The 12033-nt window shown below is 64.9% G+C and carries 14 protein-coding genes; 2 read left to right on the top strand and 12 right to left on the bottom strand.

What is annotated here, in order from left to right; all coding sequences use genetic code 11:
* Positions 1–110: 110 nt before the first annotated feature.
* Positions 111–362: a FitA-like ribbon-helix-helix domain-containing protein gene (locus tag NFI08_RS00670; protein WP_287164245.1), complete on the top strand. Its 252-nt coding sequence runs from the start codon at positions 111–113 to the stop codon at positions 360–362.
* A 12-nt stretch (positions 363–374) separates the two neighbouring features.
* On the opposite strand, the gene NFI08_RS00675 is transcribed toward NFI08_RS00670, so the two are convergent.
* The 12 genes from NFI08_RS00675 to NFI08_RS00730 all read right to left on the bottom strand — a co-directional run bounded on the left by NFI08_RS00675 (position 375) and on the right by NFI08_RS00730 (position 10946).
* Complete coding sequence (locus tag NFI08_RS00675; RefSeq protein WP_045992800.1) at positions 375–629, bottom strand: type II toxin-antitoxin system Phd/YefM family antitoxin; 255 nt, start codon at positions 627–629, stop codon at positions 375–377.
* A 211-nt stretch (positions 630–840) separates the two neighbouring features.
* Complete coding sequence (locus NFI08_RS00680) at positions 841–1110, bottom strand: BrnA antitoxin family protein (RefSeq protein ID WP_108132401.1); 270 nt, start codon at positions 1108–1110, stop codon at positions 841–843.
* Positions 1079–1363: a BrnT family toxin gene (locus NFI08_RS00685; protein WP_108132400.1), complete on the bottom strand. Its 285-nt coding sequence runs from the start codon at positions 1361–1363 to the stop codon at positions 1079–1081. The genes NFI08_RS00680 and NFI08_RS00685 overlap by 32 nt, the downstream gene beginning before the upstream one ends.
* Positions 1364–1491: 128 nt before the next feature.
* Positions 1492–2226: a glutamine amidotransferase-related protein gene (locus NFI08_RS00690; RefSeq protein WP_108132551.1), complete on the bottom strand. Its 735-nt coding sequence runs from the start codon at positions 2224–2226 to the stop codon at positions 1492–1494.
* Between the two features lie 122 nt (positions 2227–2348).
* Entirely contained in the window at positions 2349–3527 is a 1179-nt protein-coding gene (locus NFI08_RS00695; protein WP_185696393.1) for an iron-containing alcohol dehydrogenase, read from the bottom strand.
* A gap of 7 nt (positions 3528–3534) precedes the next feature.
* Positions 3535–4920 (bottom strand): aldehyde dehydrogenase family protein, encoded by a 1386-nt coding sequence (locus NFI08_RS00700; RefSeq protein ID WP_349586429.1) that lies wholly within the window; start codon positions 4918–4920, stop codon positions 3535–3537.
* Positions 4921–5031: 111 nt separating this feature from the next.
* The gene (locus tag NFI08_RS00705) at positions 5032–6411 is read right to left on the bottom strand and encodes a glutamine synthetase family protein (protein WP_349586432.1); all 1380 of its coding nucleotides are present in this window, start codon (positions 6409–6411) and stop codon (positions 5032–5034) included.
* Between the two features lie 99 nt (positions 6412–6510).
* Entirely contained in the window at positions 6511–7569 is a 1059-nt protein-coding gene (locus NFI08_RS00710; RefSeq protein ID WP_045992803.1) for a twin-arginine translocation signal domain-containing protein, read from the bottom strand.
* A gap of 136 nt (positions 7570–7705) precedes the next feature.
* Entirely contained in the window at positions 7706–9028 is a 1323-nt protein-coding gene (locus NFI08_RS00715; protein WP_045992804.1) for a TRAP transporter large permease, read from the bottom strand.
* 83 nt (positions 9029–9111) lie between these two features.
* Complete coding sequence (locus NFI08_RS00720; RefSeq protein WP_349586437.1) at positions 9112–9240, bottom strand: hypothetical protein; 129 nt, start codon at positions 9238–9240, stop codon at positions 9112–9114.
* Positions 9237–9803 carry a TRAP transporter small permease subunit gene (locus NFI08_RS00725; RefSeq protein WP_349586440.1) on the bottom strand — a complete coding sequence of 189 codons (567 nt, stop codon included), beginning with the start codon at positions 9801–9803 and terminating at the stop codon, positions 9237–9239. Before NFI08_RS00725 ends, NFI08_RS00720 begins: the two co-directional genes overlap by 4 nt.
* A gap of 183 nt (positions 9804–9986) precedes the next feature.
* The gene (locus tag NFI08_RS00730; protein ID WP_349586443.1) at positions 9987–10946 is read right to left on the bottom strand and encodes a LysR family transcriptional regulator; all 960 of its coding nucleotides are present in this window, start codon (positions 10944–10946) and stop codon (positions 9987–9989) included.
* A gap of 183 nt (positions 10947–11129) precedes the next feature.
* On the opposite strand from NFI08_RS00730, the gene NFI08_RS00735 reads away from it, so the two are divergent.
* Positions 11130–11930, top strand: coding sequence for a TraX family protein (locus tag NFI08_RS00735; RefSeq protein ID WP_349586446.1), 801 nt, complete (start codon positions 11130–11132; stop codon positions 11928–11930).
* Positions 11931–12033: the final 103 nt, after the last annotated feature.

A 12033-nucleotide genomic window follows, 5' to 3' on the forward strand; every position in this document is an offset into this window, starting at 1 on the left:
TTTCTGGCGAAGGAAGCTCCCATACTGCCAACCAACACCGCAGCGCGCCTAGTTGCCATGCAATCAGGTGACTACGATGAATGCACTGAATGCACTGGGAGACGCTACCTATGGCCATGCTGACGGTTCACAACCTTCCCGACGAGGTACATCGCGCCCTGCGCATCCGTGCGGCTCGACACGGTCATAGCATGGAGGCGGAGGTACGCGAGATCCTCGAGACGGCGGTATCGCTCAAGGGCAAGGTCAAGCTGGGTTCGTTGCTGGCCGATATTGGCAAGCAGGCCAGGCTGAGCGACAGCGAATTTGCCGTGTTCGAGCAGGCCCGCGACAAGACGCCTGCGCGACCGGTGAGTCCATAACCCGACGCGCCATCACGGTATCCCTTGCGACGAGTCGAACTGGGAGAAGGTGTCCCATACCGACATACGATCAAAGTCCTCCGGCACGCTGAACTGGCCATCAAGAAAGCCAAGCCGCCTCAGGTGCTCGGGCTCCGGTCTTTCGATGGAGGTAACCCGAACCACCGGCTTGCCCGCCATTGTAATGAAGCATCCTTCTCCCTGACGGACTCGCTCGACGAGCTGTACCAATTGCGTGCTGGCTTCTTCGATGTCAAAGGATCGCATGCTCTTCCCCGCGCCTGGTCACGACAAACTGCCTGCGACATGAGACAAGCGTACAGCCGTATTCAGCTTGCTGCAGTCATCGTCATCCCTCCCTGACCGCCATCGCCTCGCGCATGAAGCGCAGTATCCATTTGGCCATCACGCCGTCGTCGATGCGTCCGGCCAGCGAGGCCTCGCCTGGCGTGTCCGCCAGCTATTTGGCGGCCAGACCTCAATCGCTACCATGTTCTCGAATATACTGTTTCAGGGCCTGGTCGATGCGGCGCTGCCAGCCATCACCGCCCTGCTTGAAGTGGTCAATGACGTCCCGAGACAGACGGATCGACGTCTTCACCTTCGTCGGCGTTCGTTGCGCCCCCCGCTGTCCGATGGCCCGTTTGAGGTTTGCAGGCAACACCTCATCCATGGGGCGCATACGTTCGATATCCTCATCGGTGAGTTCCCGGACCTCACCTGTCCTGTCCGTGAGTCGCCTTGTCATAGCGCCGCACCTCCCGAGCGTTGGCCTTTCTCAAGCTGATGACGCGAATTCCACCTTCAATCGGCGTGAAGCACACCACGTGGGCCCGCTGACCGATCATCCCGATGGCAACAAACCGACGCTCCGGGTAATCGTTGCGCTTGTCTTCGGTCAGTAGCGCCCCTTCCCAATCGAAATGAGACACCTCGCTGAAGGGCAGGCCGCGCTCTCTGGCATTCCAAGCGCTCTTCCCCGGATCGAAGTCGATGATCATGCTTTAAATGTATGGACAAAAAAAGGACAAGAAGGTTCGTTCTCCCACAACGCACTCGTTGCCGAAACTAATGCTTGCCAGGTGCCTTGGCTGCCACCACCAAATAATGGCCTCCATCTTGCGTCTCGTCACCCCTCCCTGACCGCCATCGCCTCGCGCATGAAGCGCAGTATCCACTCGGCCATCACGCCGTCATCGATGCGTCCGGCCAGCGAGGCCTGGCCCTGGCGTACCCGTTCTTCCCCGACCAGGCCCTGGCGCAGGTGCATCAGGTCGCGGGAGTAGTCGGGGCGAAACTCGGGGTGGCCCTGGACGCCGAGAAAGCAGCGGCCGACGCGGATCAGGTAGTGGGGGCAGAAGCCGCTGCCGCCCAGGGTCGAGGCGCCTTCGGGCAGCGTCTCGACCTGATCCTGATGGCTGACCAGCAGGTCGAGGTCATGCTGCCAGGGGGTCATCCAGGGCTCGCGCTCGCCGACCCGATTGTTGGAAAGCCCCACGCCCCAGCCCTTGGGACTCTTGATCACCTCGCCGCCCAACGCCTTGACGATCAACTGATGGCCGAAGCACACCCCCACCAGCGGCTTCTCGGCGCGATAGAGCGCGCGCACGAAGTCCTCAAGCCGGGCGATCCAGGCGTGGCCGTCGTTGACCCCGAACTTCGAGCCGGTGGTCAGCCAGGCGTCCACTGCCTCGACGTCATCGGGAATCTCGCCGTCCAGGCAACGGTAGACCTGCCACTCGAGGCTGACCCCCAGGGAAAAGGCCGCCGGCGCCAGCAGCGCCTCGAACATGGCCGGATAGTTGCCGTGGGCGTCGATCAGCTCCGGCGCCACGTCGTCGCACTGCAGTAGACCGATTCGCATGATGTTCTCCATCACCAGTACTCCCTTGACGCTGGCCGGCCACCTTGCCAGAGACGACCCGGGCGCCGCCAGGACTACGTCATCGGGCGGGGCCGGGCGCTATACCAACGCTATACCAAGCGCTATAGCCGGCCCTGCTGGGCCGCCAGGAAGATGCGTTGATAGTCCTCGGCCGTAAAGGCGATGGGATTACTTGCCGCGGACGGGTCGACCACCGCCATCTCGCCGATCTTCACCGCCTCGGCGTCGTCGATGCCGATGGCCGCCAGGTCGTGGGGGATCGCGAGCCGCTCGCGCAGCTCGAGCACCCAGTCGATGGCGCTTGAGGTGCCCGGCTGGCGGATATCGAGATAGCGACACAGGCGCACCATGGGCTCACCGATGGCGCGCTCGTTGGCCTTGAGCACATAGGGCATCAGGATGGCGTTCAAGGTGCCATGGTGGGCGTCGTACAGCGCCCCCAGTGGATGGGCCAGGGCATGCATGGCGCCGAGCCCCCGCTGGAAGGCGGTGGCGCCCATGCTCGATGCCACCAGCATGTTGAGCCGGGCCTCCAGGTCGTCGCCGTGGGCGTAGGCCCGGGGCAGATAGTCACGGACCCGGCGCATGCCCTCCACCGCGATGCCCTCGGCCATGGGGTGATAGCCCGGCGCGCACCAGGCCTCCAGACAGTGGGACAGGGCATCCATACCGGTAGCGGCGGTAACCGCAGGGGGCAGGCCCACGGTCAGGGTCGGGTCCAGGATCACCCGGGCCGGCACCATGCCGGGGTGGAAGATGATGCGCTTGACCCGCTCGGCCTCGTCGGTGATCACCGAGGCGCGTCCCACCTCCGAGCCGGTACCGGCGGTGGTCGGCACCGCCACCAGCGGCACGATGGCGTCGCCGTCGGCGTTCTTCCAGTTGTCGCCGACGTCCTCCAGCGACCACAGCGACAGGCCGTCGCGCTGATTGGCCATCAGCGCCACCGCCTTGGCCGCGTCGAGTCCGGAGCCTCCGCCGAAGGCGATCACGCCGTCGTGTTCCCCCTGGCGGAAGGCATCGACGCCGGCGATGACGTTGGCACCGGTGGGATTGCCCTTGATCTCGGCAAACAGCCCCGCCCTGAGTCCTTCGCCGGCGCAGTGATCGAGCACTTCGCGCACCATCGGCAGCGCCGCGAGCCCCGGATCGGTGATCAACAACGGCGCCGTCATGCCAAGCTCTCGGCACTGGGCTGGCAGATCACGAATTCGACCGGCGCCGGTGAGGATGGCCGAGGGGTAGTTCCAGCTGGTGGTGTAGCGGCTGATATCGCTCATGGTTGCCTCAGGCGTGTTTCAGGTGGAAGGACTTGGGCCGGGTCAGGCTGTCGAAGCCGAGCCGCGACAGCGAGCAGCCGCGCCCCGAATGCTTGACGCCGGTCCAGGCCAGCTCCGGGTCCAGATAGTCGCAGCGATTGACGAAGGCGGTACCCACCTGAAGCCGCGCGGCCAGCGCTTCGCCGGCGACCAGGTCGCGGGTGAAGATCGCCCCGGTCAGGCCGAACTCGGAGTCATTCATCAAGGCGATGGCCTCGTCGTCGCCATCCACCGCCATCACCCCGACCACCGGGCCGAAGCTCTCCTCGCGCATCACCGCCATGCTGTGGTCGACCCCGGTCAACAGCTGTGGCGCCAGATAGGCGCTGCCGGGGCGCGACAGCGGATAGTCGCCGGGGTCGATCCAGGCGCGGGCGCCGGCGGCCACCGCGGCCTCCACCTGGCCCCGCACGAAGTCGGCGGCGGCGGGCTTGACCACCGGTCCCAGGCTGGTGGACGGGTCGCAGGGGTTGCCGAGCCTGAGCTGCTTGAGCCAGGCCACCGCCCGTTCGACAAAGTCATCGAAGATGGCGCGCTCGACGTAGATCCGCTCGATGCCGCAGCAGCTCTGGCCCGAGTTGAAGAAGGCGCCGTCCATCACCCCTTCCACCGCGCTGTCCAGGTCGACGTCGGCACGCACATAGGCGGCGTCCTTGCCGCCGAGTTCCAGCGCCGTGGCGATAAAGCGCCCGGCGGTGGCGGCTTCGACGGTGCGACCACCGCCCACCGAGCCGGTGAAGGACACATGGTCGATGCGAGGGTCCCCCATCAGGGTCTCGGTGGCCTGGTGGCTCAGGTGCAGGTACTGGAACACCCCCTCGGGGATACCCGCCTCTCGGGCGGCCTCGACCATGCGCTCGGCACACAGCGGGGTCTGGGCGGAGTGCTTGAGGATCACCGCATTGCCGGCGAGGATCGCCGGCACCACGGCGTTCACCGCGGTCATGTAGGGGAAGTTCCAGGGCGCGACGATCAGCGAGACGCCCAGCGGTTCGCGGCGAATGTAGCGGGTAAAGCCGGGCTTGTCGGCCAGGCGCAGGGGCGAGAGCGCCTCAGGCGCCATGGCGATCATTGCCCGGGCGCGCTCCTCGAAGCCGCCGATTTCCCCGCCGCCCTGAGAAATGGGCCGGCCCATCTGCCAGCACAGCTCCTCGGCGTGCTGATCGCGCCGGGCGACGAAGGCGTCCACCATCGCACTGCACAGGCGGCAGCGCTCGGCGACGTCACGTTCGCGCCAGTCCTGCTGGGCCTCGACCGCGCGGGCCAGGGCCGTTTCGATCTCGGCCGCACCGGCCTGCTCGCGCTCCACGTACACCGAGCCGTCCACCGGCGATATCGTCTGTTGAATGGCCATGCAGTTCTCTCGTCTGTCGGTTGGCGGGATGCCGGGATGCCGGGCATCCGCGTCAGATGATCTCGATGCCGTTCTATCGTCCGTCGATCGGCATGATGCCGGGCATCCGCGTCAGATGATCTCGAAGTAGCGATCGAGCTCCCAGTCGGTGATATGCCGACGGAATTCGCGCTCCTCCCACTCCCGGGTGGCGGCAAAGTGCTCGACGAAGTCGTCGCCAAAGAGCCCGCGCGCCGGAGTCGATGCCTTGAGCCGCTGGGCCGCCTCCCACAGGGTTCGCGGCAGCGCCTGGTGCTCGGGATGGTCGAGCTCGTAGGCGTTGCCGGTGACCGCGGTATCGGGCTCGAGCCCCTGCTCGATGCCATAAAGGCCGGCACCGATGGCGGCGGCCAGCGCCAGGTAGGGGTTGGCGTCGGCGCTGCCGAGCCGGTATTCGACCCGCTGGGACTTGGCGCTGCCGGGGATCACGCGCAGGGCGGTGGTGCGATTCTCGACGCCCCAGGTGGCGTCCGTCGGCGCCCAGAAGCCGGGAATTAGCCGGGTGTAGCTGTTGATGGTGGGGGCGAACATGGCCAGAAACTCCGGCATCAGCCGCTGCTGGCCGGCGACGAAGTGACGCTGGATGGCGCTCATGGAGTGCTCGGCGTCGGCGTCGTAGAAGGCCGACTCGCCGCTCTCGAGGTGCTTTAACGACAGGTGGATATGGCCGCTCTGGCCGGGATAGTCCGGCGACCACTTGGCCATGAAGGTGGCCATCAGGCCGCGTCGCTGGGCCCACACCTTGGTGAAGGTCTTGAACAGCGCCGCCTTGTCGCCGGCGGCCAGCGCCTCGTCGACGCCGATGGCGGCCTCGAGCACGCCTGGCCCGGTCTCGGTGTGCAGCCCCTCGATGGGGAAGTCCATGCGCTGGGACAGCTCCAGCAGCTCGTGGTAGAGCTCGGCATGCACCGAACTCCTGAGCATGGAGTAGCCCATCATGTCCGGGGTCAGCGGACGCAGGTTGCGAAAGCCCTTCTCGCGCACCGATTCCGGCGTCTCCTGGAACATGAAGAATTCGTACTCCAGCGAGCCGTGTACCGAGAAGCCCATCTCAGCGGCCCGGCCCAGCACCCGCCGCAGCAGGCCACGCGGACAGATCGCCTCGGCCCGCTCGGTGAATTCGGCCATGAACAGCAGCATGTCGCCTTCAAAGGGTACCTCGCGACAGCTCTCCGGCAGCACGCGCAACTGGGCGTCGGGATAGCCGGTGTGCCAGCCGGTATAGCGCGTGTTGTCGTACAGCTCGTCCTTGCTGTCCCAGCCCAGCACCACGTCGCAGAAGGCGAAGCCGCCGTCGAGGGCGGCAAAGAACTTGTCGCGGTGCATGTACTTGCCGACCATCACCCCGTCCAGATCGAGGAAACCGATCTTGACGTGGGAGAGGTTGCGCGCCTCGACCACCCGGCGGACGTCATCCGCCGTGCGCACGTCCCTGGGATTGAGTCCTGACATCGATCACCCTCCTCATGGGCGAAGGAACAAAGGCGAAGAAACAACGGGCCGACCTTGATTGCCGGGCCGGCCCGCAACGCCCGATATCTACCGAGAGTGTCAGCTGTAGCGGTAGGGAGGTCCCGCCTGCTGCATGGTCTGACGATAGTCCTTGAGGATCTGCACCACCTTGGCGTTGCGCTCGCTCTGGCCTGCGATCTCGTCCCAGAAGCTCAGCGCCTCGTCCTCGATGGTCTGCCACTCGCTTTCCGGGATCGAGGTCAGCTCCAGCTTGCCGCCCTGGGTGCGGTAGTGGGCCTCGCCCCACCAGTACCAGTGCTGACGATAGTAGTGAGAGCTGTCCATGCACATTCTGAACAGCGTCTTCAGGTGATCCGGCAGCTCGTTCCAGCGCTCGCTGTTGGCGAAGTAGGAGCCGGCCCAGGCGCCGGAAATATTGTTGGTCAGGTAGTAGCTGGAGACGTCAGCCCAGCCCACGGTGTAGGCCTCGGTGATGCCGGCCCAGGCGATGCCGTCGAGTTCACGAGTCTGCATGGCGACCTCGATGTCCTCCCAGGGCAGGGTCACCGGCACCACCCCGAAGCGGGTCAGGAAGCGCCCGGCGGTGGGGAAGGTGAAGACCCGTTTGCCCTCCAGGTCCTTGATGCTGCGAATCGGCTCCCGGGTGACAAAGTTGCAGGGGTCCCAGCTGCCGGAGCCGAGCCAGGTCACTCCCTCGATCTCGCCGTAGGCCTCCTCCCAGATTTCCTTGAGACCGTAGTGGTTGAACAGGGTCGGCACGTCCAGGCTGTAGCGCGAGGCGAACGGGAAGTAACCGCCGAACACGGAGACGTCGACCGGAGCATTGATCGAGTCGTCGTCGCTCTGTACCGCGTCGATGGTGCCCCGCTGCATCGCCCGAAACAGCTCGCCGGTGGGCACCAGCTGGTCGGAGAAGTACAGCTCGATCTCCATCTCGCCGTTGGCGGCCTTGTTGAAGGCCTCGATGGAGGGCTTGATCACGTGCTCCGCCAGGGCTGGTCCTGCGTAGGTCTGCAGTCGCCAGCGGATCGGCGTCTTCGACTGGGCGTGGACGTAGGGGGCGGCCAGGGTGCCCGCCCCCACGGTGGCGGCGGTGGCGACACCGGCCTTCTTGAGGAAGTCGCGACGATTGGTCATCCGTTCTCTCCCGTTTTCGTTGTTGTTGCCTGACGTTGCGTCCGTAAAGGACGCCTGTTGTCGTCTTCTCCTGCCTTCTTTAAAGCTCCTTGCTTCACATCCCTGTCTGCCGGGCCAAGACTGCGACAGTCCTGCCTCAGTAGTCCCTGAACAGACCCGGCAGCCATAGCGCCAGCTCGGGAAACGCGGTGATCAGCGCAAGCCCCGCCAGCATGATGGCGACGAACGGCCAGACGCTGCGGTAGATGTCGCCGAGACTGATCTCCGGCGGGGCCATGGCGCGCATCAGAAAGAGGTTGTAGCCAAACGGTGGGGTCATGTAGGCGATCTGCACGGTGATGGTGTAGAGCACTCCGTACCAGATCGGGTCGAAGCCCAGTGTGATCACCAGCGGCACGTACAGCGGCGCCACGATCACCAGCATGGCGGTGTCGTCGAGGAACATGCCGAGCAGAATGTAGGACAGCTGCATCATCACCAGGATCTGCCAGGGGGTGAGGCCGAACTGGTCGAGGAATACTGACTCGATGGCGCGCACCGCGCCGAGACCATCGAACACCGCGCCAAAGCACAGCGCCGCCAGGATGATCCACATGAACATGCAGGTGATGCCGAGCGAGCGGCGCACCGTGGTCTCGATTACCGCCAGCGTCAGACGGCGCTTGAACGCCGCCGCCAGGGTCGCCGACAGCGCCCCCACCGCGGCGCTCTCGACCAGGCTGGTGACGCCCATCACGAACAGCCCGGTCATGAAGAAGAAGATTGCCAGCGGCATGATGCCCGCGCGCAGAAGCTTCAGCTTGTCGGCGGTGGACAGGTTGCGCTCCTCCGGCGGCAGCGCCGGCCCCAGGCTCGGCTGCAAGCGACAGCGCACCACGATGTAGATGACGAACATCGCCGCCAGGATCAACCCGGGGATGGCTCCGGCCAGCCATAGCTGGCTGACCGGCTGTCGCGCGATCATGCCGTAGAGCACCAGCACCACGCTGGGCGGCACCAGGATGCCAAGCGAGCTTCCGGCCTGGATCACCCCGGTGACCATGATCTTGTCGTAGCCCCGACGCAGCAGTTCCGGCAGGGCGATGGTGGCACCGATGGCCATGCCGGCCACACTCAGTCCATTCATCGCCGAGACTACCACCATCAGCCCGATGGTACCCACGGCGAGCCCGCCCTTGAGCCCGCCCATCCATACGTGGAACATCTCGTAGAGTTCGGAGGCGATGCCCGACTCCGACAGCATGTAACCCATGAAGATGAACAAAGGCAGGGTCAACAGCGGATACCAGTTCATCAACTGGATGGCGGCGCTGAACGGCATCTCCATGCCGCCATCGCCCCACAGCAAGAGCGCCGCCGCCGCGCCGACGAAGCCGATGACGCCGAACACCCGCTGTCCGGTCAACAGCAGCAACATCATCGAAGAGAACATCGTCAGCGCGATCATTTCATAGCTCATCGATCGCCCTCCGTCCCTGGCTCTGGCTTAGAAACAGCAACATCATCGACGCTCTCGACAAAGGCAGCGTAAGCGCGATCATTTCATAGCTCATCGATCGCCCTCCGTCCCTGGCTCTGGCTCTGGCTCTGGCTCTGGCTCTGGCTTAGAAACAGCAACATCATCGACGCTCTCGACAAGGGCAGCATAAGCGCGATCATTTCATGGCTCATCGATCGCCCTCCCCGTCCTTCCCGTCCTTCCCGTCCTTCTCCCCATCGCTCTGCTCGAGCGGGTGTCCTCTCAGCACGGCGATATCCTTGAACAGGGTCGAGAGGCACTGGGCGAGCATCAGCGCCACCCCCAGGGTCATGATGATCTTGATCGGCGCCAGCGGCGGCGCCCAGGAGCTGTAGTTGGTCTCGCCGTACTTGATCGCGTAGCTGGTGCTGGAGATGCCGCCGGCCAGCAGGGTGGCGAGGAACACCAGCAACAGCAGCATGGTCAGGACGTCGCTCATGGCCTTGGCCCGTGGCGACAGTCGGGTATAGAAGAGATCCATGCGCACATGGTCGTCGAGCTGCATGGAGTAGGCGCCGCCCAGCAGAAAGTAGGCGACCATCAGGAACTGGGAGACCTCGACGCCCCAGATCAACGGCCGATCAAACAGGGTGCGCGAGAGCGAGGCGTAGAGCAGGACCCCGATCATCACGAAGATCAGGTACATGACGATACGACCGATACGCCGATTGAATCGGTCCACGTAGCGGACGTAGAGACGAATGGCTGCCGGCATGGGCGCTCCCGGACACAAGAGGAATCTCCTGAGTCTTGGCCCAGCCTGGCCGGACGTGCCAGTTGCATCGACTTCAACGACGTGATGACTATCGAAGCTTTCGATACTGCTCAAGCAAAGTGCAGAGAAAAGCAGCCACTGCACCGAAACCGGCCATGAAACTGGCCATCGCCGGGAATATCCTCACACGGAAGTGACGATCTGCTCCTCGACCCAGGGCAGCTCCTCGGTGAGCGTGGCACGAAAGTCGCCGTCCAGCAGGCGGCGGGCGTCCCGCGCCAGCTGCCCAGGCAAGCCACCGAGTTCGTCGCGCCTGGCGACCAGCGTCAACGAGCGCTTGAGCGGCGCCAGCGGCAGCGCTTCGATACGCACCCTGAGCTGATCGAGCCCCGCCTGATACAGGCACAACGGGGTCGTCACGGTAAAGCCGACGCCGTCGCTCACCGCCTTGAGCAAGGCGCAGGTGTTGTCCAGGTGCAGCCGCGCCGGCAGCTCCACACCGGCCAGGCGCAGGTGGCGCTCGATACTCTGGCCGATCAGCGACTGTGGCACGTAGCGCACGAAGTCGAGCTGACGCGATAGCCAGCGCAGATTGTCAGCGGGCCCCTTCCAGCTCGCCGGCAGCACCAGCACAAAGGGCTCGTCCAGCACCCTGTGACGCTCCAGGCCGTCATAGTTTTCCAGCCGATCGTCGGAGATGATCACGTCCACGTGCCGCGTCAGCAGCGAGTGCCCGTGCATGTGCGAAAGCCCGGTGGTCAAGGTGTAGTCACGGGTGTGGCGGCGGATGACGTCGATCAGCGGCTTGCCCACGGCGGTGGCCAGCGAATCCACCAGCGCCAGGCGCATCTGATGCAATTGACCGAAGGCGCCGGTGATCAGTTCGCGGCGGGTATCCCGGGCCTCGCCCAGCAGACGGCGGGCACGGTCATAAAAGAAGCGCCCGGCGCTGGTGGGCTCCAGCGGCCGCGAGCGGCGCTCGAACAGCGCCAGCCCCAGGCTCTCTTCGAGGGTCGCCAGACAATGCGACACCGACGACTGGGTCAGGCCGAGCGCCTCGGCGGCGGCGCTCTGGCTACCGCGTTCCAGGGTCTCGACGAAGATTTCCATACTGCGCAGGTCGAAGCCGAAGCCATTCTTCATGGCGTCTCCTCGGTGGTGATGTTGTTATTGTCTCGGCGCTGTTGTCGGCTCTTGCAGGGGCTGTCGCAGGGATCCTTGACCCGGTGCTGATCCTGATCGGTGTCGAAGCTCTACTCTAACTCCTGCGGAACTTGTCGGTCCGGCACAAGTCTACCCTGGCAAGCCGAACAACAGGGAAGTCCGATGACCTACGTCGCCAGCGCCAGCTACCACGAACGACCGTCCTCCCACTGGACCGGCTGGGGCCAGTGGATCGCGCTTGTCACCATGACCCTGGACCACCTGGCACGCTACCTGGCCACCGACGCCTGGCACCTTGGCTGGGTCGACTCGAGCGTGGGCCGTATCGCCTTTCCACTGTTCGCCGGCATGGTCGCCTGGCACGGGCTGTTCAATACCCGTGATCCGCTGCGCTACGCGCGCCGGGTGATGATCATCGGTCTGCTGGCCCAGTTACCCTACCAACTGATGCCCCGCGAGGCGCTGTTTCAGCTCAACATCTACTTTACCCTGGCGCTCGGGCTGATGGCCGGCCACTGGCTTGAGCAACTGACCCGGCGACAGGAAGCTGGAGAGCTGGGCCATGTACGCCTGGCGCTGGAAACCCTCGGCGTGGCAACCGGCTGGTACTTTGCCGGCTTCTGGGTCGAATACGGCCACCATGGCCTGTTGCTGGTGCCGTTTTTCATGCTCGGCATGGGCCAGCTCCATCGTACCGACGACGCCCTGCTCTCGCGCCTGCTGGCGGTGGTCGGCTGCCTGCCGCTGCTGCTGGTGGCAGGCATGATGAACAGCTCCGACATGGCCAAGTCGGTGACCGTGGCCACGGTCCTGGCGGTACTGCTGCTGGCCGCTGGTGCTCACCGGCTATGCCGCGCGCCCGGCATCGTCATGCCGCGGCGGATGTGGCTCGCATGGTATCCGGCCCACTTCGCGGTGATCGCCGCCATCCTGTTGTGGACCGGCAACGCCCAGATAATGTAACGGCACCGGCAACGGTCAAAGAACCCGCCAAGGTGGCTCGCCTGCTCTTGATACCCCCAGGCCCACTTCGCGGTGATCGCCGCCATCCTGTTGTGGACCGGCA

Source organism: Halomonas sp. EF61, from assembly GCF_040147045.1.
GTDB lineage: Bacteria > Pseudomonadota > Gammaproteobacteria > Pseudomonadales > Halomonadaceae > Halomonas > Halomonas litopenaei.